Source organism: Streptomyces sp. NPDC034084, from assembly GCF_055575535.1.
Map to the genome: position 1 here is coordinate 404,453 of NZ_JBVISK010000001.1, position 24,192 is coordinate 428,644.

Genomic DNA, 24,192 nt, shown 5'->3' on the forward strand with positions numbered 1-24,192 from the left:
GGAATCGGATACTCCGGGCATGGACGTCTCCCCTGCCCGTGCCCGTCGTCTCCTTCTCTCCCTCACCACCGGGGCCTGCGGCATCGCCCTTGCCGGCGCCTGCTCCTCCCCCTCCGACGGGGACGCGTCCGCCCCGGAGCGCTCCACGCAGGCGGCGGCGCTCGCGCCGCACGAGCTCCAGGACGACTACCGGGCCGTCATCAAGAACGTCCTGCCGTCGGTCGTGCAGATCGACGCGGCCGACAGCCTCGGCTCCGGGGTCGTCTACGACGGCAAGGGGCACATCGTCACCAACGCGCACGTGGTCGGCCGGGAGAGGACCTTCACGGTCACGGCGGCCACCGGCGGGCAGCCCGTGACGGCGCGGCTCGTCTCCTCGTACCCCGAGCAGGACCTCGCGGTGCTCAAACTGGACAGTGTGCCGCAAGGGCTGAAGGCGGCGAAGTTCGGCGACTCCGCCGCCGTCGACATGGGGCAGATCGTGCTCGCGATGGGATCCCCGCTGGGCCTGTCCGGCAGCGTGACCCAGGGCATCGTCTCGGCGACCGGGCGGACGGTCAGCGAGGGGCGGACCGGGGGCGGCACGGGCGCGACCATCGCGAACATGGTCCAGACGTCGGCGGCGATCAACCCCGGGAACAGCGGGGGCGCGCTCGTGAACCTCGACAGCGAGGTCATCGGCATCCCGACGCTCGCGGCGACCGACCCCGAGCTGGGCGGGGGCTCGGCGCCCGGCATCGGTTTCGCCATCCCCGCGTCGATGGTGCGGACGGTGGCGGACCAGATCGTCAAGAACGGCAAGGTGACGGATTCCGGGCGGGCGGCCCTGAACATCACCGGCCGTACGGTCCTGAACGACGACTACGAGCCGGCGGGGGTGGCGGTGGTCGAGGCGCCGGCGGACGGGGCGGCCGGGAAGGCGGGCCTGAGGCCGGGTGACGTGATCACGCGGCTCGGTGACGCGGAGATCACGACGATCACGTCACTCTCGGAGGCGCTGGCGGCGTTGAAGCCGGGGGCGGGGGTGACGGTGGTGTATGTCCGGGGGACGGAGACACGCAGGACGAAGGTCACCCTGGGCGAGCTGTAGCCCGCGCGTGGCCCGCGCCCTCGCCCGTGCGGGGCCGCACCCGCGTGGGACCCGCGCCCCGCCCGCGTGGGACCCGCGCCCCGCCCGCGTGGGGTCCGCGCCACGCCCGCGTGGGGTCCGCGCCCGCCGCCCTTGGGGACCCGCCCCCCGCCTGGGCCCGCGCCCCGCGCCCGTGCTGGGCGGTGCCCCCCCCCGTGTGGGCAGGCGTCCCGCAGGGCGGGACGGGTGGGCACACGGGACGGCGCCCACGGCGGCGCCTCCGCCTTCCGCGCCTTGACCCGCACCACGAGGCGGGCGCGGTCCCGGTGCGGGTCAGGGCGCGGGAGCCCAGGCCCGGCAAGGGGCGCCGTCCGTTGTGCCCACCCTCCCCCAAGCTCTCGGCTCCGCTCGAGCAGGGGGGACCCCCATCGCCCTGCGGAACGACTGCCCACAACGGCGGGGGCGGGGGCACCGCCCCGGGCGAAACGGCCACCGCAACGGGGTAGGCGCGCGGGTGGGCGCCGCCCCAGCGGGACGACCGCCCACGACGGCGCGGCGAAGGGCGGGCGCCGCCCCGGCGGAGCGGGCGCCCACAACGGGGGCACCGCCCCGGCGGAGCGGGCGCCCACTACGGGCGGGCACCGGCCCGGTGGGACAGGCGCCCACAGCGGGGGCACCGCCCGGCGGGGCAGGCGTCCGCTGCAAGGCGCCGCCCCGGCCGGGCCCGCGACCGCCTCAGCCCTCCGCGTTCAACGGCATCGGGCCGTAGATCTTCGTGCCGTCCTCCGAGAGGGTCACCTGGTCCGCGCCTCCGGTCAGGAGGTCACGCCAGTGTTCGCCGATCCAGCTCTCCGCGTCGCCCTGGGTGGTGAACTCCTCGGGGGTCACCACCGGCTCGACCTCCGTGCCGTCGGACTTCTCGAACCGCCACGTCCATGCCATGTCAGCCTCCGGATGATCGGTTTCCTGCCCCCGCAGCGTAGCCGGGCGCGCACGCCTCGCGGGGGCGCGGGAGGATCTGAGGGTGGAACTGACTCTGCTCGGCACCGGTGCCCCCCTCGGGCTCCCCCGCCCCGACTGCCCCTGCGCCGTGTGCGCGCAATCCCGCGGGACCCGCGCGCGGGCCGCGACCGCGCTGCTCGTGGACGGGGCGCTGCTGCTCGATCTGACCCCGGGGGCCGCGCTCGCGGCGGCCCGGTCGGGACATTCCCTGGTGGGGGTGCGGCAGGTGCTGCTGACGCATCCGCACGACGGGCCCGCCGTCGAGGTGCCCGCCGGGCTGCCGACGGCGGGGCGGGTGCCGGACGGACGGGAGTTGACGCTGATCAGCGGGCACCGGGTGCGGGCGGTGTCGATGGACTCCCCCGGGACCGGGTACGAGGTGACCTCGGCCGAGGGTGAGCGGCTGCTCTACCTGCCGCCGGGGGGCTCGCCCGCGGGGATCGCGGATGATCACCGCGCGCCGTACGACATGGTGGTCGGGGACGTCACCGGGCGGCCCGACGGGCTGGCCCGGCTGCGGGCGGCCGGGGCCGTCGGCCCGGCGACCGAGGTGATCGCGGTGCACCTGGACCACGACGTGCCGACGGGCCCCGAGCTGGACCGGCGGCTCGCGGCGGCGGGGGCGCGGGCGGTGCCGGACGGGACGACGCTGTACATCGGCGACTACCACGAGGTGCCGGAGGTTCCCCGGCGGACCCTGGTGACGGGCGGGGCCCGGTCGGGGAAGTCGGTGGAGGCCGAGCGGCGCCTGGAGACCTTCCCCGAGGTGCTGTACGTGGCGACGGGCGGGACCAGGGAGGGGGACCCGGAGTGGGCCGAGCGGGTCGGGCTGCACCGGGAGCGGCGGCCGGGTGCGTGGCGTACGGCGGAGACCTGCGAGCTCGTACCGCTGCTCGCGGAGGAGGGCCCGGCCCTGCTCGTCGACTGTCTGTCGCTGTGGCTGACGGACGCCATGGACCGGGTGGGCGCCTGGGACGACGAGCGGTGGCGGGCCGGCGGGCAGGCGGCGCTGCGGGAGCGGACGGCGGAGCTGGTGGCGGCGGTGCGGGCGACGAGCCGTACGGTCGTGGCGGTGACGAACGAGGCCGGCTCGGGGGTGGTGCCTGCGACGGCGGCGGGGCGCCGGTTCCGGGACGAGCTGGGCCGGCTGAACGCGGCCTTCGGGGACGAGTGCGAGGAGGTCGTCCTCGTGGTCGCGGGGCAGGCTCTGGTGCTGCGCGGGTAGGGTTCCGATCGCTGAATGGACCTCGCGACTTGTCACTAGGCGGAACCCGTGAACCTGGACGACTTCTCCGATCTGATCGAGCGCCCCGACGGCGGGATACGGCGTGACGCCGAGGAGCGCCGGGAGCGGCTGACCGTGCCGCCGGGGGCGCTGGGCCGGCTGGACGAGCTGGGCGAGTGGCTGTCCGCGGCGCAGGCCTCGGTCAAGGTGCGGGCGATCGAGCAGCCGAAGGTCGTGCTGTTCGCGGGCGACCACGGGGTGGCCTCGCTCGATGTGTCGGGGCGCGCGGCGGGCACGGCGTACGAGCTGGTGCGCGCGGTGCTGGACGGGGTGAGTCCGGTGGCGGTGCTCGCCCGCTCGATGGACGTGCCGGTACGGGTCGTGGACGCCGGCCTGGACTGTGATCCGGAGCTGCTGCCCGCCGACGTGGTGCGCCACCGGGTGCGGCGCGGCAGCGGCCGGATCGACGTGGCGGACGCGCTGACGGTCGAGGAGACCGAGGCGGCGGTCCGGCTGGGCATCGCGATCGCCGACGAGGAGGCGGACTCGGGCACCGATCTGGTGGTCCTCGGGGATCTGAGCGTCGGCGGGACGACTCCGGCGTCCACGCTGGTCGCGGCACTGTGCGGGACGGACGCCTCGGTGGTGACGGGCCGGGGCGGTGCCGGGATCGACGATCTGGCGTGGATGCGCAAGTGCGCGGCGATCCGCGACGCGCTGCGGCGGGCCCGGCCGGTCCTGGGCGACCAGCTGGAGCTGCTCGCGGCGGTCGGCGGGGCGGACCTGGCGGCGATGACCGGTTTCCTGCTCCAGGCCTCGGTGCGCCGGATGCCGGTGATCCTGGACGGTGTGGTGGGCGCGGCGTGCGCGCTGGTGGCGCAGCGGGCGGCGTTCCGGGCGCCGGACTGGTGGCTCGCGGGTCAGGTGAGCGGGGAGCCGGCGCAGGCGAAGGCGCTGGACCGGATGGCGCTCAACCCGCTGCTCGATCACGGCGTCCATGTGGGTGAGGGAACCGGGGCACTGCTCGCACTCCCCCTCGTCCAGGCCGCGGCGGCCTTCGCCGCCGAGCTGCCCGAGCGTCCGGATCCGACCACTCCGGACGCCGCCGGCGCTGCCGAGGCCTGAGCACGGGCGGGACGGAACGACCGACTCCGGGGCGGCCACGCGCGACGCGCGCGTGACCGCCTCCGGCGTCTCCGTACGGCAAGAACCGCCCCATATGATCGCTTTTCATGGGAGAAGTCCGCTTGTCTGCCGAAGCAGCACCCCGGGGCACCACCGCCCGTTCGCGGCGCGGCGCCGCGTTCGCCGTCTGGTACCTGCGTGTCGTCACGTTCATCAATTTCCTGAGCGCCGTCTGGGTCTCGTTCGGGCAGGACCTGCGCCGCCACAACGAGGACGACTACTTCACCCCGTACATGCTCACCGCGGGCTTCGCCTCGGGGGTCTTCACGCTCTTCCTGGCGATCACGATGCGGCGCCGCAAGCGGGCCGCGTGGATCCTCAACCTGGTGCTCAGCGGTCTGTTCCTGCTGCTGTTCGCCCTCGTGATGTTCTTCCCGGAGATCCGGCAGCACGCCCAGAACTGGATCTCCCTGGTCCTCACCGCCGGCTTCGTGCTCGCGCTGCTGGTCGGCCGCAAGGAGTTCTACGCGAAGGGCGACCGCTCCAACCCGAAGCTGGCGGCGGGGGTGGCGGTCGGCGGACTGCTCGTCACCTCGCTGCTCGCCGCCGTCCTGGTGACCGTCACCAACGAGTCCACCGGCCGGTCCACCTTTCTGGACCGCTGGAAGTACGGCCTGATGCGGCTGGTCACGCTGGCCTCCGACGACTCCGGCTTCACCGGCATCCGCACTCCCGGCTGGGTGGACGTCACCATCAACGTGATGTCCACGCTGCTGCTCTTCGCGGTGCTCTTCGCCGCCTTCCGCTCCCGGCGGGCCGTCGACCCGCTGACCGAGGAGGACGAGGAGCGGCTGCGGCTCCTGCTCGACAAGCAGGGGGAGCGCGACTCGCTCGGCTACTTCGCGCTGCGCCGCGAGAAGAGCGTCGTGTGGTCGCCGAGCGAGAAGGCGGCCATCGCCTACCGGGTGGTCGGCGGGGTCTCGCTCGCCTCGGGCGACCCGATCGGCGACCCCGAGGCCTGGCCCGGCGCGATCGAGCCCTGGCTCGCCGAGGCCCGCGAGCACGGCTGGATCCCGGCGGTGATGGGCGCGAGCGAGGAGGCCGGGGTCATCTACGGCCGGCACGGTCTGGACGCCCTGGAGCTGGGTGACGAGGCCATCGTGGAGACCGACGAGTTCACCCTGGACGGCCGGGCCATGCGGACGGTCCGGCAGGCCTTCAACCGGGTGAAGCGGGCGGGGTACGAGGTCCGGATCCGGCGCCACGAGGACATCCCCGCCGACGAGATGGCCGAGCTGCTCCGCAAGGCGGACGACTGGCGGGACGGGGCCACCGAGCGCGGTTTCTCGATGGCGCTCGGCCGGCTGGGCGACCCGCGCGACGGCCGCTGCGTGATGCTGGAGTGCACCGACGGGCAGGGCGAGCTGCGGGCCCTGCTGTCCTTCGTCCCCTGGGGGCCGAAGGGGCTCTCGCTGGATCTGATGCGCCGTGACCGGGACTCCGAGAACGGCCTGATGGAGTTCATGGTCATCGAACTCCTCCAGCGCGCCGAGGAGATCGGGATCACCCAGGTCTCGCTCAACTTCGCGATGTTCCGCTCCGTCTTCGAACGTGGCTCGAAGCTCGGGGCGGGGCCCGTGCTGCGCATGTGGCGTTCGCTGCTCAGCTTCTTCTCCCGCTGGTGGCAGATCGAGTCGCTGTACCGCGCCAACGCCAAGTACCGACCGATCTGGGAGCCCCGATTCATGCTCTTCGAGAAGAGCGCCGACCTGCTGCGCATCGGCCTCGCCGCCGGCCGCGCCGAGGGCTTCCTGGAAGCCCCGGGGCTGCCGAAGTGGCTGCACCGCCGGCATCTGGAGAGCGGCCGTTGAGACGCTCCGTCAGGGGGTTCGCCCGCCGTGAGTGGGGGCCGCTGTTCACCACCGTGCGGACGGCGCTCGTCACCAGGAGGTGGCGGGCGGTCCCGATGACGCTGGCCGCCGTCTGCCTCACCGCCCTGTTCCAGGTCGTGCAGAACCAGGACTGGGGCTATCAGCCGGTCCAGGACATCGGTTCGGTACGGGCCGTGGACCCCCTGTGGCTCGCGCTGCCCCGGACCCCGCTCTCGCTGTTCGTCCCCGCGCTCGACCTGCCCGTGTGGGGCGCCCTCGCGCAGGTCCTGCTGGTGTTCGGGATCGCCGAGATCTGCCTCGGGCGGTGGCGGACGCTCGGTGTCGCGTACCTCGCCACCCTGGCCGGCACGCTCTACGCGCGCGTGGGCATCGCCCTCGGCCCGGACAGCCCCTTCGGGCTGCCCGCCTCCGACGCGCAGGTCGTCGACACGGGCCCGTCGGCCGCGGTGGTCGGCCTCGCCGTGTACGTCTGCTGGCGCTACCGGGCGTACTGGACGGGAGCGCTCGTGGTCGTCGCGATGGTCGTCGAGGTGATGATCAAGGCGAACCTGGCGGGCAAGGAGCACCTCGCGGCGATCGCCGCCGTGCTCGTCCTGATCGCGGTCCAGGCCTGGCGCGGCCGGGGTCAGGAGGGCGTCGAGCCCCGCCCGGGGACGCGCTCCTGGAAACCGCCGATCAGGTCCTGAACGCGGCGCCGCACCTTGGTCCAGCGCCGGTCGTGGCGGTACGTACGGATCCGGGAGCGGGCCCTGGCCCGGTGGCGGCGGCGGTAGAAGCGCCGGGACCACCAGGAGCCGGGGCGGGCCAGCCGGACGGCGCCGACGATCGCCACGAACGGGACCAGGACGCCGATCACGGCCATCCGGAACTTCCCCTTCACCAGGGTCACCAGGATGAGGAGGAAGTTCAGCGCCAGGGTGAGGAGGAAGGTGACCCGGTCCTGGCGTTCGCCGGGCGTCATGTCGTTCACGCCGAGTGGTGAGAAGCCGCTGAGTGCGAGGCCCACGAGGGCGGCGGTGAGCACGACGACCTCGACGCTCTTGCGGCCGTCCTCCGACCAGTACACGTCGTCGAGATGGAGGATGAGCGCGAACTCGTCCAGGACGAGCCCGGCGCCGATTCCGAAGACGACGGCGAAGACGGCCCCGCCGATGCCGTGCCGGTCGCTGCCCACCGCGCCGAACCCGCCGATGACGGTGAGGACCACGCCCGGCACGACGTGATGGATGTGCAGGCCTCCTCCGGAGGAGACGTTCCGGAAGGGGCCCTTCCCCGCCCGGATGAGCCGGGTGACGGTACGGGTGACCAGGAACGTCAGGACGAAGGAGGTCAGCGCGAGCAGCATCGGGAGCTTGCCCGGCTCGACGATGTTCCGGGAGAACCAGTGACCCATGCCACCCCCCTTCCGGAATGCACGGTATGCGCGGTACGCGCAATCTACCGTCCGGAGGCGGCGATTACCCTGCCCGGATGGACGGCCTGCGTTTCGCCTTCGGCACCCTCACCGTGTTCCCCGCCCGCATCACCCGCTGGGACCGGGACGCGGCGCGCGCCGGCATGCTCTGCGCCCCGCTCGCGGGTCTCGTCGTCGGGCTCTGCTCCGCCGCGGCCGGCGGTCTGCTCCTGCTGCTCGGCGCGGGCCCGCTCCTCGCCGCCGTCGTCGCCACCGCCGTCCCCGCCCTGCTCACCCGGGGCCTCCACCTCGACGGACTCGCGGACACCGCCGACGGGCTCGGCAGCGCCAAGCCGGCCGAGGACGCGCTGCGGATCATGAAGCAGTCGGACATCGGCCCGTTCGGCGTCATCTCCCTGGTCCTCGTCCTGTTCGCCCAGGTCGCCGCGGTGTCCGAGCTGTACGGGGAGGGCTGGGCGCGCGGCACCGCCGGCGCGGCCCTCGCCGCCACCGTGGCCCGGCTCGCCCTCACCCACGCCTCCCGCCAGGGCGTCCCGGCGGCCCGGCCCGAGGGCCTCGGCGCGATCGTCGCGGCGACGGTCCCGACCCGCTCCGCGACCCTCACGACCGCCCTGGTCCTGGTCCTCTGCGCCGCGACGGGCCTCCTCCTCTCCCCGTACGACGCCGTCCGCGACGTCCTGGCGGCGGGCGCGGGCCTCGGGGCGGCGGCGCTGCTGCTCCGACGGTGCGTACGGCGCTTCGGCGGGGTGACGGGCGACGTCTTCGGCGCGGTGGAGGAGACGGCGGCGACGGTGACGCTGGTCGCGCTGACCCTGGGGTGACCGTTCCGGCCTCGGCGACTCCTAACAGGGCCGGCGCCAGGCGTCCAGCTCGTACCGCTTCCGCATGGAACTGAGGCCCAGCTTCCCGGTCTGCGGGCAGAAGCGGTCCGTCGTCAGCTCGTACTCGACGTGGAAGACGGCCTTGCCCGCCGCGACGAACGGGGTGAGGCTTCCGCACTCGTCGTACTGCGCGCACTGCTCGTTGACCGCGAAGTCGAAGTCCGGGAGCAGCTTCGGGATCTGGTCCAGGTCGTTCTTGAGGCCGACGGCGAGGCCCCGCTCGTGGGCCATCGCGGCGATGAGACGGTTGTAGCGGAGCTGGTCCGCGGCGGTGAGGGGGAAGCCGGTGCGGTTCTCGTAGCCGTCCATGTTGTCGGGTTCGACGGCGTCGAAGCCCTTGTCCCGGCACATGTCGAGGCGCTCCGCCATCAGGGGGCCGAGGAGGTCGGTGCGGCGGATGTCGAGCCAGCGCTCGCCCTCCCAGCCGTTGCCCCTGCCGAGCAGGGCCTTCGGGAACCGTCCGGCGTCGGGCCGGAAGTCCTCCCAGGCGCCGGTGGACAGGTAGCAGATGACCTTGCGGCCCCGGCGGTGGAGGTCGGCGACCGTCGCGACCGGGTGGTCGAAGCCGTCGATGTCGTACACCGGGACGTCGACGGCCGGGTCGAGCCTGCCGCTGAGCTGCCACTGCCAGGCGAGGCCCGGCGCCGGGCGCCAGCGGTCCTGCCTGGGCTTCGGATCCGGCTCGGGCGCCGCCGTACAGGCCGTGGCGAGGAGCAGCAGCCCCACGAGGAGCGGGAGCGGTCGTCTCATCGGGCGGGCTCCAGGGGGTGTGGAAGGGTGCCCCAGGGGTGGGTGCCGGTGCCGGGGACCGCGCAGTGCACGGGGGTGGCCGGGCGGAAGTCGGCGGGGGCCGCGTAGACGAGGTGGCAGTAGTGGGCGGCGACCGGCAGGTCGAGGGTCCGGTACGTGTCCCAGGGGCCCTCGAAGGTGACGAGGAGGTCGGCCTGGGCCTCGTAGCCCGGGTCCGGGTGGGCGCCGTGGTTGAAGACGAGCGTCCCGGCCCCGGCGGCCCGGGCGGCGACCGCGACGCGGCGGTAGTGGGCGAGGGCGGCGGGCGCGGTCGCCACCTGGTCCAGGAAGGCGCCGTCGGCGGCGTACCAGTCGCGGTGGCGTATCAGTTCGGCGACGACCTCGGCCTGCGGGCGGCGCCCGTAGGCGGTGTCCACATAGCCGAGGACCCGTGCCCCGGCTGCCCGCAGGCGCCCGGCGGCCTCGGCGAACGCCGGGTCGGGCGCCTCGCCGGCGCCGCTCGCCGGGTTGAGCACGACGCCGTACAGGGACGGCGCCGCGTCGACGAGGGCCGACCAGGCCTCGGGGCGTTCGGCGGGGTGCTCGTAGTACGGCACCAGGAGGGAGATGTTCGTCATGGCATCCCTAGGGCCGGTGGGCGGTCGGTCGTACCAGTAGGGCACAGGTCAGGGCGGCGAGCACCGCCGCCGCTCCCCCGGCGGCCACCGGGGCCGCCGCCGGTTCCACGGTCTGCGCCGCCGCCGCGAGGAGGCAGACGGTGGCGGCGCTGAGCACCGCGCCGAAGGCCTGGAGCAGCAGCCCGAGCCAGAGCACGGTTCCGATCAGGAGCAGGGTGACCAGGCGCGGGAGCGTCGGCCAGGGCGCCCCGGGCCAGAGCAGGGTCGTCGTGAGGGTGAGGGCGAGGAGGACGCCGAGGTAGCCGCCGAGGCAGAGCACGAGGGTGCCGGTGACGGCCCGGCGGAACCCGCGGGCGGTGGTGAGGGTCCGCAGCCGGGTCAGGCTCTCGCCCCGGAAGCGGTGCAGGAGCCACTCGGCGGGCCCCATGGAGAGGGTGAGCGCGACGACCGCCCCCGCCCCGCTCACCAGCGTGTCGCCCACGCCCGCGTGGAGGACGAGCAGTCCGCTGCCGAGGCCGAAGAGTCCGTACGGGAGGGAGGCGGCGCGCGGAGGGCCGCCGCGGCCTCCGGCGCCCCGCAGCAGGTCCGGCCGGAGCACGGACGCGGCGAAGGCGACGGACGCGGCGAGGGAGGCGAGGAGCAGCCCGGCGCGCAGCGCGTCCGGCAGGTCCCAGCGGAAGGCCGGGACCGCGCCGGCGAGCGGCAGCAGGGCACAGAACAGGGCCCGTTCGCGGCCGAGGACGAGGAGCACGGTCGCGGCGGCGAGGTAGAGCGACTGCCCGGCGGCGAAGACGGCGGCCGGGATCTCGCCCGGCCCGGCGCTCGCGAGGGCGACGGCCGTCCCGGCGAGGGCGCCGGCCGGGGCGCCGGTGAGCAGGGCGCGGGCGGCGGCGGGCCGGTCGCCGAGCCCGAGCCAGGTGTACGCGCGGTGGGCGAGGGCCTGGTTCCACACCCAGCCGGTGACGGCCCCGGCGAGGAGGGGGACGGTTCCGGCGGGGAGACCGAACCGGCCGTGTTCCCCGGCGAGCAGCGGCGCGGCCAGCACGTACGCCAGGCCGGGGAAGGCGAAGACGAGTCCGCGCAGGAGACAGCCCGCGAGCTCGCTGTGCCAGGCGGGGGCGGGCGGCGCGGACGGTTCGGGGTGGCGCCGCTCCACGCGCGCGTAGAGGTCCTCGGCGAGGGAGAAGGAGTCGTCGCGGCCGTAGACGAGCCGGATGTGCTCGTCGGTCATGCCGTCGGACTCGAGGATCGCGGCGATCTCGTCCGGGTGCACGGCGGCGGCGGCGAACCCGTCGAGCCGCTCGGCGAGTTCGTCGAGCGGATCGGCGGCGAGCTCGTCTCCGGCGGGGGCCGGGGGTGTGGCGTGCAGCGCGTGGTCCTCCCGCCGTGGACGCGGGATCCCGGGGAGCGGGGTCCGCGTCGTCGGGGGTTTGAGCCAGAGGGAGCCGCTCATGCCGGGGTGCCTCCGGGGACGAGGGCCGGGGAGGTGCGGCGCGGGGAGGGAATGCTGAGGCGCAGGGGTTCCTGGGGCAGCGGGGCCGGGCGCGGTTCGCGGGCGCCCGCCAGTTCGCGGTAGATCTGCCGGAAGCCGTCCACCGAGCGGTGCAGGGTGAACTCGTCGATGACCCGCTGCCGGGCGCGGCGGCCGAGTTCGGCGCGGCGGGCGCCGTCCTGGAGGAGGCTGGAGACGGCGGCGGCCATGACGGCCGGTTCGCGGGGCGGGACGACGATCCCGGTGTCGCCGACCGCTTCCCGTACGCCTCCGACGTCGGTGGAGACGGTGGCGCGGCCGCAGGACATGGCCTCGATGAGGGAGAAGGGGAAGCCCTCGCTGATGGAGGAGAGCATGACGACGCTGCCGGCGGCGTAGGCGGAGGGGACGTCGCTGACCCGGCCCTCGAAGGAGACGCCGTCGGCCACGCCCAGTTCGGCGGCGAGCTTCTCCAGGCGGGTCAGGTAGTCCTCGTTGCCGGACGGGACCGGGCCGAACAACCGGAGCCTGAGCGGGGGAAGTTCGGCGCGGCAGATCGCGTACGCCCGGATCAGGGTCTCCAGGTCCTTGATGGGGTCGACGCGGCCGCACCAGCTGAGGGTGGGTGTCTCGGGTTCGGGTCCGGCTTCGGGGAAGAGGGCCGGGTCGACGCCGTTGTAGACGGTGCGGATGCGGTCGGCGGGGGCGCCGCCGCGCTCCTCCCAGCGCCGGTTGTACTGGTTGCAGGGGGTGATGAGGTCGGCCTTGCGGTAGCCGAGGGTGTTGAGCTCGCGGTAGAAGCCGAGCATGAGGGCCTTGACGGGCCAGCGTTGTGCTTCGGTGCGGTAGCCGAGGTAACGCTCACGGAGGTAGATGCCGTGTTCGGTGAGCAGGAAGGGCACCCCTTCGAAGTGCTGCGCGGTGAGCGCCGGCAGGGTGGCGAGGCCGCTGGAGACGGCGTGCGCCACGCCGCCGCTGGATATCCGGGCGGCGAGCGGGCGCAGGGCGTGTTCCAGCAGGTCGGTGGCGGTGAGGGCGTCGTGGACGGTGGGCCTGGCCGCCAGGGTCGGCAGGTGCGGCATGGTCCAGATCCACATGAGGGAGCGCAGGGCCCGCTCGGAGCGGAGGGCGGCGGTGAGCCGTCCCTGCCGGGCGAGTTCGGCGAGTTCGAATAAGCCGGTGCCGAAGTCGCAGCCCGCCTCGGGGTCGAGGAGGGCGAGCAGGAGACGCTCGTAGGCGTCGAGGAAGCGGCGGCGTTCGCGCCCGCGCAGGGGCCGGCGCACGGCCGGACCCTGCGGGGATCCCCAGAGGGGGTAGGCGGTGTGCCGGGTGACGTTGGGCGGCAGCTCCCAGGTGACCGGTTCACGGCCGCTGCCGGTGAGGGCGAGGATCTCGAAGTCGACCTCGGGCATGCCGCGGACGAGCTGGTCGCACCAGGTGCTGACGCCGCCGTGGACATGCGGATAGGTGCCTTCGGTGAGCATGGTGACGTGACGGCCACGGCTCGGCATGAACGGTTCCCCCCAGGACGTGCAGGTCGGGCGTGCTGGTCAGACGGTCGGGAGCGTCAGGGTGACGGCGGTCTGGAGCGGTTCGGGTGTGGTCCAGGCGGAGCGGGTGCCCGCGTAGGGCGCCCCGAAGGCGGTGGTGCCGAGGAGGAGCTTCTTGCGGGTGCCCTCGGGGGCGGTGAGGGGCACGGCGACGCCGGAGGGCGCCTTGACGGTGACCGCGGTGCCGACGCGGTAGGCGGTGACCTTGCCGGCGGCGACGGCCTGGTCCCAGGCGGCGCGGCGGTTCAGTTCGGTGCCGACGTCCCGCTGGGCCGGGTTGACCAGGGGGGCGTTCGCCGCGAACAGGGCCCGGTAGTCGGCCAGTACGCGGTCGAGGACGGGGTACAGGAGGCGTTCCTCGGCGAGGTTGGACTGGTGCACGTAGTGCGGCCGGGGATCGTTGCCCAGGACGTGGGAGAGGGCCGTGCGGGCTTCCTGCGGCACGATGTGGCCGGCGTAGCCGGTGGCCGTGGGGAGCGGGGCGGGCAGGCAGGTGGAGGCGGGGTTGGACTCGCAGATCCCGCTGCCGCCGTCGGCGCGGGAGGTGTAGATCCAGTTGTACTCGTCGGCCATCTCGGCGGCGGTGCCCACGTTGTAGTACACGTTCATCGGGTGGCGGGGCACGGTCTTCGCGGCGCCGGTCCCCACCGGGCGCTGCTGGGGTTCGCGGGAGTTGTCGCTCGCGGTCCACTTCACGCCGTTGTCGGCGAGGGCGCCGGCGAGGTTGGGGTTGTCGACGGGCTGCTGGGGCAGCGTCCTCAGACCGGAGTGCTCGCCGGTGACGAGTTCGGAGCGGTCGACGGAGATGCCCTTGGCGACGGCCCATGCGTGGTTGTCGCGGATCTGCGCGGAGAGCTCGGAGCGGCTGACCCAGAGGGTGTTGCCGGCGGTGTCCTTGGCGCAGCTCCAGGGGACGACGCTGTTGTCCTGGACGCAGCCGAGGAACGGGTGGGTGTAGGTGTGGTTGATCCACCGGTACTGGGCGCGGTCGGCGACGAGCCGGTCGGTGAGCGGGTCGGTGCCGCCGTGCTCGGTCTTCCACTGCTCGCCCTGGCCGCCGTTGTAGACCATGTCGAGGGTGAAGCCGGAGGCCTTCTGCCAGGCGGCGGCGTACTGGGCGTCGGCGGCGGTCATACGGATCGGGTTGACGCCCTCTCCGTCGTCGCCGGCGCAGTCGAAGTCGCCGGGGGTGCAGTTGAGCGTTGCGTCCCAGCGGGCGTCCGGGGCGAAGACGTCGTCGACGTGGACGGAGAGGTAGTTGCGGCTCTGCCCGAGGTGGACGCCCTGGGTGAGCCAGTCGACGATGCCTCGGGCGAGGGCGCGGAACTGCCGCTGGTACTGGTTGTAGGCGAAGGTGACGACGAGTTCGCGGCGTCCGTCGGCGGCGTACTCGCCGACGAGGCTGGCCCGGCCGCCACCACCGGGAAGGGGCACGTCGAGGTAGCTGGTGTAGCCGGCGCGGGGGCGGCCCGCGTAGCCGTAGCTCTCGGCGATCGAGGGGTCGTTGTCCTCGAAGGTGAGCGCGCCGGCGAGGTACCGGAAGGGGCCCGCCCGCCCGGCGTCGGTGACGCCCGCGGTGGTCCCGTCGAGGACGCCGGACCAGCCGCCCTGGTCGGTGTAGTCGAGGCCGACGCCGGGGTGGGACCAGGTGTACGCGTCGACCTGGGGGATCCCGAAGGTCCGTTCGTACGCCTGGAGGGCGGTGGCCTCGGCGGAGTCGGGGCCGAAGGCGCTCTCGTGGGGCAGGACGACGCCCTGGTACTTGGCGCGGGGCCGCCCGTCGACCGTGTCGCTGAGGAAGGCCGGGTCGAGCACCGGCCGGTTCGGGTCGGCGAGGTCGATCGTCCGGTACGGGACGCCGGAGCCCTTCAGCTCGGCGGTGATCGCCCCGACCGCGCTGCCGCCGTCGTCGACGACGAGGACGGTGAGGTCCACGCGGGGCGCCGTCGCGGCGACGGCCTGCGCGGAGGGGACGACGGTGGCGAGCAGCGCGGCGGCGGCGAGAGCCGCGATCCGGCCCGTGCGGGGTGCGGTGCGGGCGGCGCGGGGTGCGGTTCTGGGCGTACGGATTCGGCCGGAGTCCATGGCTGGTGTCCCCCCTCGACGGGACCCGCCCGAACCGGCGGGTCCCGTGGAGATGTCGCAGATGAGGCGAAGGACGGTGTGTCGTCCTTGCGTGACTGAGGCGAGTGTGACCGGGTGACAGAGGCCGGAAGGGTAAACATGAAAGAGACACCACGGATGAGTGAATCACCGCCGCCGTGAGCGAACGGGTTGAGCGAGCGTAGGCTCGTTCTCGGCGCTCTCCGGGCCGAAATACGATGCGGCGGGCACGGTCGGCCCATCCCTCGACCGCCACAGAACTCAATGGAAGCGAGATTTCACCACCGTGACTGCTCTCACTCTCAGCACTGCCGGCGCGGCGACGCTGCGCGCCGACGCCCTCGTCGTCGGCGTCGCGAGGTCCGGGAAGACGCTGGTCGCCGCCCCGGGCGCCGAGGCCGTCGACAAGGCCTTCGACGGCCGGCTCGCCGCCGTCCTGGAGACCCTGGGCGCCTCGGGTGCCGAGGGTGAGGCGACGAAGCTGCCCGCCCCCGCCGGTCTCAAGGCCCCCGTCGTCCTGGCCGTCGGCCTGGGCGCCGCCCCCGAGGACGGCGAGTCCTTCGACGCGGAGACCCTGCGCCGCGCCGCCGGCACCGCCGCCCGCGTCCTCACCGGCAGCAAGAAGGCCGCGTTCGCGCTGCCGATCGTCACCGCCGAGGACGCCGCCGCCATCGCGGAGGGCGCCCTGCTCGGCGCGTACGCCTACACCGCGTACAAGGCGGCCCCGGACGCGAAGGACAAGGACGCGAAGAAGCCCCTCGCCGAGGTGGCCCTGCTCGGCGCCAAGCCGCGCGACAAGGCCTTCAAGGCCGCCGCCGAGCGCGCCCAGGCCGTCGCCGAGGAGATCAACCGCGCCCGCGACCTGATCAACCAGCCGCCGAACGACCTGACCCCGGCCGCCTTCGCCGCCGCCGCCCAGGCCGCCGCCAAGGAGCACGGCCTCAAGGTCCAGATCCTCGACGAGAAGGCGCTCGCCAAGGGCGGCTACGGCGGCATCCTCGGCGTCGGCGCCGGCTCGGTGAACCCGCCCCGCCTGGTCCGGATCGCCTACACCCACCCGAGGGCCGAGAAGACCCTCGCCCTGGTCGGCAAGGGCATCACCTACGACTCGGGCGGCATCTCCCTGAAGCCGGCCGGCCACAACGAGACGATGAAGTGCGACATGAGCGGCGCCGCCGCCGTGTTCTCCTCCGTCGTCGCCGCGGCCCGCCTCGGCCTGGAGGTCAACGTCACCGGCTGGCTCGCCCTCGCGGAGAACATGCCGTCCGGCTCCGCCACCCGCCCGGGTGACGTCCTGCGCATGTACAGCGGCAAGACCGTCGAGGTCCTGAACACCGACGCCGAGGGCCGGCTCGTCCTCGCCGACGCGCTGACCCGGGCCTCCGAGGAGCACCCGGACGCGATCGTCGACGTCGCGACCCTGACCGGCGCGATGGTCCTGGCGCTCGGCAACCGCACCTTCGGCATCATGGCCAACGACGACGACTACCGGACCGCGATCCACGAGATCGCGGACGAGGTCGGCGAGCAGTCCTGGCCGATGCCGCTCCCGGCGGACCTGCGCAAGGGCATGGACTCCCCCACCGCCGACATCGCCAACATGGGCGAGCGGATGGGCGGCGGCCTGGTCGCCGGTCTCTTCCTCCAGGAGTTCGTGGGCGAGGGCATCACCTGGGCCCACCTGGACATCGCGGGCCCGGCCTTCCACGAGGGCGCGCCGTACGGCTACACCCCGAAGGGCGGCACCGGCTCCTCGGTGCGCACCCTGGTGAAGCTGGCCGAGCGCACGGCCGCCGGCGAGCTCTGAGCGGTGCGGTGACGGTACGGCCCCGGGGCACCGCCCCCGGGACCGTACCGTTCGCCCGCGACGAAATCCGTACGTTCGTACACGCTGATCAAGGGTGCGTACGGACGATCGGCCGGTCTCACACACCGGCCCCGCGTCCCGCCGCCCGTCAACAAGTGCGAAGATGGGTTCTCGGCAGGACAGGGCCCCCACCACAGGGCCGAAATAAAGCGGCCGGACACCAGCCGCCGCCAGGTCGTCGACGACCGGCGACGAGCGCACATGCATGGAGGACGTGACGTGGCGAACGACGCCAGCACCGTTTTCGACCTAGTGATTCTCGGCGGCGGTAGCGGCGGTTACGCCGCGGCGCTGCGCGGAGCGCAGCTGGGCCTGGACGTCGCACTGATCGAGAAGAACAAGCTCGGCGGCACCTGCCTGCACAACGGCTGCATCCCGACGAAGGCCCTGCTCCACGCCGGCGAGGTCGCCGACCAGGCGCGCGAGGCGGAGCAGTTCGGTGTCAAGGCCTCTTTCGAGGGCATCGACATCAAGGCCGTGCACAAGTACAAGGACGACGTGATCTCGGGCCTGTACAAGGGTCTGCAGGGTCTCGTCGCCTCCCGCAAGGTGACGTACATCGAGGGCACCGGCCACCTGTCCTCCCCGACCTCCGTCGACGTGGACGGCCGTCGCGTCGAGGGCCGTCACGTCCTGCTGGCCACCGGTTCCGTGCCGAAGTCCCTGCCCGGTCTGGAGATCGACGGCAACCGGATCATCTCCTCGGACCACGCGCTGACCCTGGACCGGGTCCCGGAGTCCGCGATCATCCTCGGCGGCGGCGTCATCGGCGTCGAGTTCGCCTCCGCGTGGAAGTCCTTCGGCACCGACGTGACGGTGATCGAGGGCCTGAAGCACCTCGTACCGGTCGAGGACGAGAACAGCTCGAAGCTTCTTGAGCGCGCGTTCCGCAAGCGCGGCATCAAGTTCAACCTCGGCACCTTCTTCCAGTCCGCCGAGTACACCGACAACGGCGTCAAGGTCACCCTGGCCGACGGCAAGACCTTCGAGGCCGAGGTCCTCCTGGTCGCCATCGGCCGCGGCCCGGTCTCCGCCGGCCTCGGTTACGAGGAGCAGGGCGTCGCGATGGACCGCGGCTACGTCCTGGTCGACGAGTACATGCGTACCAACGTGCCGACGATCTCGGCCGTGGGCGACCTCGTCCCCACGCTCCAGCTCGCGCACGTCGGCTTCGCCGAGGGCATCCTCGTCGCGGAGCGGCTCGCGGGCCTGAAGACCGTGCCGATCGACTACGACGGCGTGCCGCGGGTGACGTACTGCCACCCCGAGGTCGCCTCCGTCGGCATCACCGAGGCCAAGGCCAAGGAGATCTACGGCGCGGACAAGGTCGTCGCCCTGAAGTACAACCTCGCGGGCAACGGCAAGAGCAAGATCCTCAAGACCGCGGGCGAGATCAAGCTCGTCCAGGTCAAGGACGGTGCCGTGGTCGGCGTCCACATGGTCGGTGACCGCATGGGCGAGCAGGTCGGCGAAGCGCAGCTGATCTACAACTGGGAGGCGCTGCCGGCCGAGGTCGCGCAGCTCATCCACGCCCACCCGACGCAGAACGAGGCGCTCGGCGAGGCCCACCTGGCCCTGGCCGGCAAGCCTCTGCACTCCCACGACTGACGCTCACGTCATCACAGGGCGCGACGACCACATTCCGCAATTCGTTAGGAGCAACTGAAACCATGTCGGTTTCCGTAACCCTGCCGGCGCTCGGCGAGAGCGTCACCGAGGGCACCGTCACCCGCTGGCTCAAGGCCGAGGGTGAGCGTGTCGAGGCCGACGAGCCGCTGCTCGAGGTCTCGACCGACAAGGTCGACACCGAGATCCCCGCCCCCGCCTCGGGCATCCTGGCCTCCATCAAGGTCGCCGAGGACGAGACCGTCGAGGTCGGCGCGGAGCTCGCGATCATCGACGACGGCTCCGGCGCCCCCGCCGCCGAGGCCGCTCCGGCCGCCGAGGCCGCTCCGGCCCCCGCTGCCGAGGCCGCTCCGGCTCCGGCCCCCGAGGCCCCGCAGGCCGCCCCGTCCACCGAGGTCCAGGAGCCGGCTCCGGCTCCGACGGCCGAGGCGACCGCCGGTGGCGGTTCCGCCGAGGGCACCGATGTCGTCCTGCCGGCGCTCGGCGAGTCCGTCACCGAGGGCACCGTCACCCGCTGGCTGAAGTCGGTCGGCGAGACCGTCGAGGCCGACGAGCCGCTGCTCGAGGTCTCCACGGACAAGGTCGACACCGAGATCCCCGCCCCCGCCTCCGGCGTTCTCCTGGAGATCGTCGTCGGCGAGGACGAGACCGCCGAGGTCGGCGCCAAGCTGGCCGTCATCGGCGCCGCGGGTGCCGCCCCGGCCCCCGCCGCCGCCCCGGCCGCCCCGGCTCCGGCCGCCGCCCCCGCTCCGGCTCCCGCCGCCGCTCCGGCCGCCCCGGCTCCGGCGCCCGCTCCGGCCGCTCCGGCTCCGGCGCCCGCCCCGGCTCCGGCCCCGGCCGCCGCCGCCCCGTCGATCGCCCCCGCCGTGGTCACCCCGGTTCCGGCCACCCCGGCGGCTCCCGCCGAGGACGGCGCGTACGTGACCCCGCTGGTCCGCAAGCTCGCCACCGAGAACGGTGTCGACCTGGCGTCGGTCAAGGGCTCCGGCGTCGGCGGTCGCATCCGCAAGCAGGACGTCCTCGCGGCCGCCGAGGCCAAGAAGGCCGCCCCGGCCCCCGCCGCCGCTCCGGCCGCCGCCGCGCCGAAGGCCCCCGCCCTGGAGGCCTCCCCGCTGCGTGGCCAGACCGTCAAGATGACCCGCATGCGCAAGGTCATCGGCGACAACATGATGAAGGCGCTGCACGGCCAGGCCCAGCTGTCCTCGGTCGTCGAGGTCGACATCACCAAGCTGATGAAGCTGCGCGCCCGGGCGAAGGACGCCTTCGCCGCCCGTGAGGGTGTCAAGCTCTCCCCGATGCCGTTCTTCGTGAAGGCGGCGGCCCAGGCGCTGAAGGCCCACCCGGTCATCAACGCCCGGATCAACGAGGACGAGGGCACCATCACGTACTTCGACTCGGAGAACATCGGCATCGCCGTCGACTCCGAGAAGGGCCTGATGACCCCGGTCATCAAGGGCGCGGGCGACCTCAACATCGCCGGCATCTCCAAGGCCACCGCCGACCTGGCCGGCAAGGTCCGCGCCGGCAAGATCACGCCGGACGAGCTGTCCGGTGCGACCTTCACGATCAGCAACACCGGTTCGCGCGGTGCGCTGTTCGACACGATCATCGTGCCGCCGAACCAGGTCGCCATCCTGGGCATCGGTGCCACGGTCAAGCGTCCGGCCGTCATCGAGACCGCCGAGGGCACCGTCATCGGCATCCGCGACATGACCTACCTGACGCTGTCCTACGACCACCGTCTGGTGGACGGCGCCGACGCCGCCCGTTACCTGACGGCCGTCAAGGCGATCCTGGAGGCCGGCGAGTTCGAGGTCGACCTCGGTCTCTGAGTCCCCCGAGGCGCAACGTAACGAGCCTCACCTGCGGCGCCCCCGTCCGGAAGTGTTTCCGGACGGGGGCGCCGCCGTATTGTCTAGGGGTCAACACTCCCGGAGGAGCCGCTTCATGACCGTCCCCGTCGTCCACTCGCTGCGCGAGCAGATCCGCGAGCACATCGTGGAGGGGATCGTCAGCGGCCGCTGGAAGCCGGGCGAGCGCATCGTGGAGCGCCGGATCGCGACCGAGCTCGAGGTCTCCCAGACGCCCGTCCGCGAGGCCCTGCGCGAGCTGGAGTCGCTGCGGCTGATCGAGTCGGCACCCAACAAGGGCGTCCGCGTCCGCAACCTCACCGCGGCCGACCTGGAGGAGAGCTACCCCGTCCGGGCCGGTCTGGAGCAGATCGCGGCCGAGCTGGCGGCCAGGCGGCTCGCGGCCGACTGCTCGGCCCTGGAGCCGCACGTGGCGGCGCTGTACGAGGCGGACGCGGCGTCGGACGGGACGGCGCAGGTCCGGCACACGGTCGCCTTCCACCGGGAGCTGGTGAAGGCCGCCGGGAACGGGGTGCTGCTGCACACCTGGGAGACGCTCGGCATCGAGGTCTTCACCGCCCTGTCGATCCGCTGGCTGGGCACGGTCCAGAAGTCATACGCGGAGGAGCACCAGGAGCTGGTGGAGGCCTTCCGGCGGGGCGACCCGAACATCGGCGCCCTGGTGAAGGCGCACGTGCTGGGCTGCGCGCCGCGCGCCTGAACCACGACTGTACGCACAGTGAGCGGGTCCGCCCCACCAGCGGGCCCGCTCATTCGTGCGGGCCCGCCCTCATTCCACCGGCCTCACCTGCGAAAACAGGCCAGAAAACAAGGCACCGGGTGCCCTTTGCCCTGGCACCCTGTGCCGACTTTCTCGATCTGAAGAGGTTTTCCGCTTCAACCCTTTGATCGATCATCGATCGCCGGTTTACAGTCTTCGGCGGGCCGTCACCCGGCCCTTCGCCCTGTCCTGCCAGACAAGGCCCCCTTATCTCCACCCCCACCTGTCCGGAAGGCGGCGATCATGACCGATCCCGTAGGCAAGATTCCGAGCGAGCTCGACCAGCTCCCGGACCGTGACACCGAGGAGACCGCCGAGTGGGCGGCCTCCCTGGACGCCGTCACCAAGGCCGCCGGCCCCCACCGGGCCGCCTACCTGATGCGTCGCACCCTCCAGCACGCCGAGGGCGCGGGCCTGGCCCTGCCCAAGCTCCTGGAGACGGACTACGTCAACACCATCCCCACCTCCGCCGAGCCCTCGGTCACCGAGTTCGGCGGCGACGAGGAGATGGAGCGGAAGATCACCGCGTGGAACCGCTGGAACGCGGCCGCGATGGTCACCCGCGGCTCCAAGCACGGCGTCGGCGGCCACATCGCCACCTTCGCCTCCGCGGCCTGGCTCTACGAGACCGGCTTCAACCACTTCTTCAAGGGCAAGGAAGCCGACGGTTCCGGCGACCAGCTCTACATCCAGGGTCACGCCTCCCCCGGCATCTACGCCCGCGCCTTCCTCGACGGGCGGCTGAACGAGGCCCACCTCGACAACTTCCGGCAGGAGTCCGGCGGCAACGGCCTGCCCTCCTACCCGCACCCGCGCCGCCTCCCCTGGCTGTGGGAGTTCCCCACCGTCTCCATGGGTCTGGGCCCGCTCTCCGCGATCTACCAGGCGCGTTTCAACCGCTACCTGACCAACCGCGCCATCAAGGACGTCTCCGCCTCGCACGTGTGGGCGTTCCTCGGTGACGGCGAGATGGACGAGCCCGAGTCGACCGCGGCCCTCGCCCTGGCGGCCCGCGAGGGTCTGGACAACCTGACCTTCGTCATCAACTGCAACCTGCAGCGCCTCGACGGCCCGGTCCGCGCCAACTTCAAGATCGTGCAGGAGCTGGAGGCCCAGTTCCGCGGCGCCGGCTGGAACGTCGTGAAGTCCCTGTGGGGCAACGCCTGGGACGAGCTGTTCGCGCTCGACACCACCGGCGCCCTCGTCCGCCGCCTCCGCGAGGTGCCGGACGCGCAGGTCCAGACGTACCAGACCCGCGACGCCGCCTACATCCGCCAGGACTTCTTCGGCAAGGACCCGGCGCTCGTCGAGATGGCGAAGCTGCTCAGCGACGACAAGATCATCGAGTGCTTCCACCTCTCCCGCGGTGGTCACGAGCCGCGCAAGGTGTACGCCGCGTACAAGGCCGCCCTGGAGTTCAAGGGCGCGCCGACGGTCATCCTGGCGCAGACCGTCAAGGGCTTCACCCTGGGTGAGGGCTTCGCGTCGAAGAACGCGAACCACCAGATGAAGAAGCTCACGACGGACGAGTTCAAGAACATGCGTGACCTTCTCGAACTCCCGATCTCCGACGCGCAGTTCGTCGACGGACAGGTGCCGTACGGCCACCCCGGCGCCGACTCCCCCGAGGTCCGCTACCTCCAGGAGCGCCGCGCGGCCCTCGGCGGCCCGGCCCCGGCCCGCCGCACCCACCCGCTCGCCCCGCTGCCGGCCCCGGCCGACAAGGCGTTCACCGCGTTCGACAAGGGCTCCGGCTCGCAGTCGATGGCCACGACGATGGCGTTCGTACGGCTCATCAAGGACCTGATCCGCGACAAGGAGACCGGCAGGCGCTGGGTCCCGATCGTCCCGGACGAGGCCCGTACCTTCGGTATGGAGTCGCTGTTCCCCTCGCTCGGCATCTACTCGCCGAAGGGCCAGACGTACGAGCCGGTCGACCGCGACCAGCTGATGTACTACAAGGAGGCCGTCAACGGCCAGATCCTGAACGAGGGCATCACCGAGGCCGGTTCGATGGCCGACTTCATCGCCGCTTCCACCGCGTACTCCACGCACGGCGAGGCGATGATCCCGTTCTACATCTTCTACTCGATGTTCGGCTGGCAGCGGACCGCCGACCAGATGTGGCAGCTCGGCGACCAGCTCGGCCGCGGCTTCCTCGTCGGTGCCACCGCCGGCCGTACGACCCTGACCGGTGAGGGCCTCCAGCACGCCGACGGCCACTCCCCGGTGATCGCGGCCACCAACCCGGCGGCGCTGACGTACGACCCGGCGTTCGCCTACGAGGTCGCGGTCATCGTCAAGGAGGGTCTGCGCCGGATGTACGGCGAGGCCGCCGAGGGCGAGGACCAGAACGTCTTCTACTACCTCACCGTCTACAACGAGCCGATGCCGCAGCCGGCCAAGCCGGCCGGGATCGACGAGGGCATCGTCAAGGGCCTCTACCGCTTCAACACGGCGGAGTCGGCCGGTCTCGACCTTCCGGCGAACCCCTCGCGGATCCAGCTGCTCTCCTCGGGTACGGCCATCCACTGGGCCCTGGAGGCGCAGAAGCTGCTCGCGGCCGAGTGGGGCGTGGCCGCCGACGTGTGGTCCGCGACCTCCTGGACGGAGCTGCGGCGCGACGCCCTGGAGGCGGACGCGGCGCTGCTGCGCGGCGAGGAGCGGGTGCCGTACATCCGCCGGGCCCTGGAGGGTGTCGACTCCCCGGTCCTCGCGGTCTCCGACTACATGCGCCAGGTCCCGGACCAGATCGCGCAGTGGGTCGAGCAGGACTACACCTCGCTGGGCGCCGACGGCTTCGGTCTCTCGGACACCCGCGACGCGGCGCGCCGCCACTTCGGCGTCGACGCCCAGTCGATCGTCGTCGCGGCCCTGGCCCAGCTCGCCCGCCGCGGCGAGGTCCAGGCGTCGGCCGTGAAGGAGGCGCGCGAGCGCTACGGCCTGTAGGCCGCGACCGGTTGTCGGCG

General features: G+C 73.0%; 18 protein-coding genes. 11 read left to right on the forward strand and 7 right to left on the reverse strand.

Annotated features, from left to right (window positions below):
• The first annotated feature begins 19 nt into the window (after window positions 1-19).
• Window positions 20-1,090 (forward strand): S1C family serine protease, encoded by a 1,071-nt coding sequence (locus tag ACZ51I_RS01850; protein ID WP_468870845.1) that lies wholly within the window; start codon window positions 20-22, stop codon window positions 1,088-1,090.
• A 714-nt stretch (window positions 1,091-1,804) separates the two neighbouring features.
• Here the strand turns inward: ACZ51I_RS01850 and ACZ51I_RS01855 are convergent.
• Complete coding sequence (locus tag ACZ51I_RS01855; protein WP_468870846.1) at window positions 1,805-2,011, reverse strand: hypothetical protein; 207 nt, start codon at window positions 2,009-2,011, stop codon at window positions 1,805-1,807.
• Between the two features lie 82 nt (window positions 2,012-2,093).
• On the opposite strand from ACZ51I_RS01855, the gene ACZ51I_RS01860 reads away from it, so the two are divergent.
• The 4 genes from ACZ51I_RS01860 (at window position 2,094) to ACZ51I_RS01875 (ending at window position 6,999) form a co-directional block, all read left to right on the forward strand.
• Window positions 2,094-3,296: a bifunctional adenosylcobinamide kinase/adenosylcobinamide-phosphate guanylyltransferase gene (locus tag ACZ51I_RS01860; protein WP_468870848.1), complete on the forward strand. Its 1,203-nt coding sequence runs from the start codon at window positions 2,094-2,096 to the stop codon at window positions 3,294-3,296.
• Window positions 3,297-3,344: 48 nt separating this feature from the next.
• Window positions 3,345-4,421, forward strand: coding sequence for a nicotinate-nucleotide--dimethylbenzimidazole phosphoribosyltransferase (cobT, locus tag ACZ51I_RS01865; protein ID WP_468870849.1), 1,077 nt, complete (start codon window positions 3,345-3,347; stop codon window positions 4,419-4,421).
• Between the two features lie 107 nt (window positions 4,422-4,528).
• Complete coding sequence (locus tag ACZ51I_RS01870) at window positions 4,529-6,292, forward strand: phosphatidylglycerol lysyltransferase domain-containing protein (RefSeq protein WP_468870850.1); 1,764 nt, start codon at window positions 4,529-4,531, stop codon at window positions 6,290-6,292.
• A complete protein-coding gene (locus tag ACZ51I_RS01875; protein ID WP_468870851.1) occupies window positions 6,289-6,999 on the forward strand; it encodes a hypothetical protein in 711 nt (236 codons plus the stop codon). The genes ACZ51I_RS01870 and ACZ51I_RS01875 overlap by 4 nt, the downstream gene beginning before the upstream one ends.
• Here ACZ51I_RS01875 and ACZ51I_RS01880 read toward each other — a convergent pair.
• The gene (locus tag ACZ51I_RS01880) at window positions 6,939-7,706 is read right to left on the reverse strand and encodes a hypothetical protein (RefSeq protein WP_468870852.1); all 768 of its coding nucleotides are present in this window, start codon (window positions 7,704-7,706) and stop codon (window positions 6,939-6,941) included. The two genes, ACZ51I_RS01875 and ACZ51I_RS01880, sit on opposite strands and share 61 nt — an antisense overlap.
• A 77-nt stretch (window positions 7,707-7,783) precedes the next feature.
• Here ACZ51I_RS01880 and ACZ51I_RS01885 point away from each other — a divergent pair, with 77 nt between their 5' ends.
• On the forward strand, window positions 7,784-8,548 hold the full coding sequence (locus ACZ51I_RS01885; RefSeq protein WP_468870853.1) for an adenosylcobinamide-GDP ribazoletransferase: 765 nt from the start codon (window positions 7,784-7,786) through the stop codon (window positions 8,546-8,548).
• Between the two features lie 21 nt (window positions 8,549-8,569).
• Here ACZ51I_RS01885 and ACZ51I_RS01890 read toward each other — a convergent pair whose 3' ends face one another.
• Genes ACZ51I_RS01890 through ACZ51I_RS01910 form a run of 5 tightly spaced genes read right to left on the reverse strand, consistent with a single transcriptional unit; the run spans window position 8,570 to window position 15,081 of the window.
• Window positions 8,570-9,358 (reverse strand): endo alpha-1,4 polygalactosaminidase, encoded by a 789-nt coding sequence (locus tag ACZ51I_RS01890; RefSeq protein WP_468870854.1) that lies wholly within the window; start codon window positions 9,356-9,358, stop codon window positions 8,570-8,572.
• On the reverse strand, window positions 9,355-9,975 hold the full coding sequence (locus tag ACZ51I_RS01895) for a spherulation-specific family 4 protein (RefSeq protein WP_468870855.1): 621 nt from the start codon (window positions 9,973-9,975) through the stop codon (window positions 9,355-9,357). The genes ACZ51I_RS01890 and ACZ51I_RS01895 overlap by 4 nt, the downstream gene beginning before the upstream one ends.
• 7 nt (window positions 9,976-9,982) lie before the next feature.
• Window positions 9,983-11,428 (reverse strand): hypothetical protein, encoded by a 1,446-nt coding sequence (locus ACZ51I_RS01900; RefSeq protein ID WP_468870856.1) that lies wholly within the window; start codon window positions 11,426-11,428, stop codon window positions 9,983-9,985.
• Complete coding sequence (gene pelF, locus ACZ51I_RS01905) at window positions 11,425-12,957, reverse strand: GT4 family glycosyltransferase PelF (protein ID WP_468870857.1); 1,533 nt, start codon at window positions 12,955-12,957, stop codon at window positions 11,425-11,427. Before pelF ends, ACZ51I_RS01900 begins: the two co-directional genes overlap by 4 nt.
• 39 nt (window positions 12,958-12,996) lie before the next feature.
• Window positions 12,997-15,081 (reverse strand): hypothetical protein, encoded by a 2,085-nt coding sequence (locus ACZ51I_RS01910; RefSeq protein ID WP_468870859.1) that lies wholly within the window; start codon window positions 15,079-15,081, stop codon window positions 12,997-12,999.
• Window positions 15,082-15,385: 304 nt separating this feature from the next.
• Here ACZ51I_RS01910 and ACZ51I_RS01915 point away from each other — a divergent pair, with 304 nt between their 5' ends.
• From ACZ51I_RS01915 to aceE, 5 genes are all read left to right on the forward strand, one after another.
• On the forward strand, window positions 15,386-16,906 hold the full coding sequence (locus ACZ51I_RS01915) for a leucyl aminopeptidase (protein ID WP_468870860.1): 1,521 nt from the start codon (window positions 15,386-15,388) through the stop codon (window positions 16,904-16,906).
• A 279-nt stretch (window positions 16,907-17,185) separates the two neighbouring features.
• Window positions 17,186-18,574 (forward strand): dihydrolipoyl dehydrogenase, encoded by a 1,389-nt coding sequence (lpdA, locus tag ACZ51I_RS01920; protein ID WP_086830968.1) that lies wholly within the window; start codon window positions 17,186-17,188, stop codon window positions 18,572-18,574.
• Window positions 18,575-18,636: 62 nt separating this feature from the next.
• The gene (gene sucB, locus ACZ51I_RS01925; RefSeq protein WP_468870861.1) at window positions 18,637-20,424 is read left to right on the forward strand and encodes a 2-oxoglutarate dehydrogenase, E2 component, dihydrolipoamide succinyltransferase; all 1,788 of its coding nucleotides are present in this window, start codon (window positions 18,637-18,639) and stop codon (window positions 20,422-20,424) included.
• A 115-nt stretch (window positions 20,425-20,539) separates the two neighbouring features.
• On the forward strand, window positions 20,540-21,163 hold the full coding sequence (locus ACZ51I_RS01930; protein ID WP_468870862.1) for a GntR family transcriptional regulator: 624 nt from the start codon (window positions 20,540-20,542) through the stop codon (window positions 21,161-21,163).
• A gap of 303 nt (window positions 21,164-21,466) precedes the next feature.
• On the forward strand, window positions 21,467-24,172 hold the full coding sequence (aceE, locus tag ACZ51I_RS01935) for a pyruvate dehydrogenase (acetyl-transferring), homodimeric type (protein ID WP_468870863.1): 2,706 nt from the start codon (window positions 21,467-21,469) through the stop codon (window positions 24,170-24,172).
• Window positions 24,173-24,192: the final 20 nt, after the last annotated feature.

What these genes read in the sequence shown, in the direction of transcription:
- ACZ51I_RS01910 (WP_468870859.1), bottom strand. Translation starts at nt 15,081, where the DNA reads ATGGACTCCGGCCGAATCCGTACGCCCAGAACCGCACCCCGCGCCGCC.
- aceE (WP_468870863.1), top strand. Translation starts at nt 21,467, where the DNA reads ATGACCGATCCCGTAGGCAAGATTCCGAGCGAGCTCGACCAGCTCCCG.
- ACZ51I_RS01855 (WP_468870846.1), bottom strand. Translation starts at nt 2,011, where the DNA reads ATGGCATGGACGTGGCGGTTCGAGAAGTCCGACGGCACGGAGGTCGAG.
- ACZ51I_RS01895 (WP_468870855.1), bottom strand. Translation starts at nt 9,975, where the DNA reads ATGACGAACATCTCCCTCCTGGTGCCGTACTACGAGCACCCCGCCGAA.
- ACZ51I_RS01890 (WP_468870854.1), bottom strand. Translation starts at nt 9,358, where the DNA reads ATGAGACGACCGCTCCCGCTCCTCGTGGGGCTGCTGCTCCTCGCCACG.
- ACZ51I_RS01885 (WP_468870853.1), top strand. Translation starts at nt 7,784, where the DNA reads ATGGACGGCCTGCGTTTCGCCTTCGGCACCCTCACCGTGTTCCCCGCC.
- ACZ51I_RS01900 (WP_468870856.1), bottom strand. Translation starts at nt 11,428, where the DNA reads ATGAGCGGCTCCCTCTGGCTCAAACCCCCGACGACGCGGACCCCGCTC.
- ACZ51I_RS01850 (WP_468870845.1), top strand. Translation starts at nt 20, where the DNA reads ATGGACGTCTCCCCTGCCCGTGCCCGTCGTCTCCTTCTCTCCCTCACC.
- ACZ51I_RS01930 (WP_468870862.1), top strand. Translation starts at nt 20,540, where the DNA reads ATGACCGTCCCCGTCGTCCACTCGCTGCGCGAGCAGATCCGCGAGCAC.
- pelF (WP_468870857.1), bottom strand. Translation starts at nt 12,957, where the DNA reads ATGCCGAGCCGTGGCCGTCACGTCACCATGCTCACCGAAGGCACCTAT.
- sucB (WP_468870861.1), top strand. Translation starts at nt 18,637, where the DNA reads ATGTCGGTTTCCGTAACCCTGCCGGCGCTCGGCGAGAGCGTCACCGAG.
- ACZ51I_RS01870 (WP_468870850.1), top strand. Translation starts at nt 4,529, where the DNA reads ATGGGAGAAGTCCGCTTGTCTGCCGAAGCAGCACCCCGGGGCACCACC.
- ACZ51I_RS01880 (WP_468870852.1), bottom strand. Translation starts at nt 7,706, where the DNA reads ATGGGTCACTGGTTCTCCCGGAACATCGTCGAGCCGGGCAAGCTCCCG.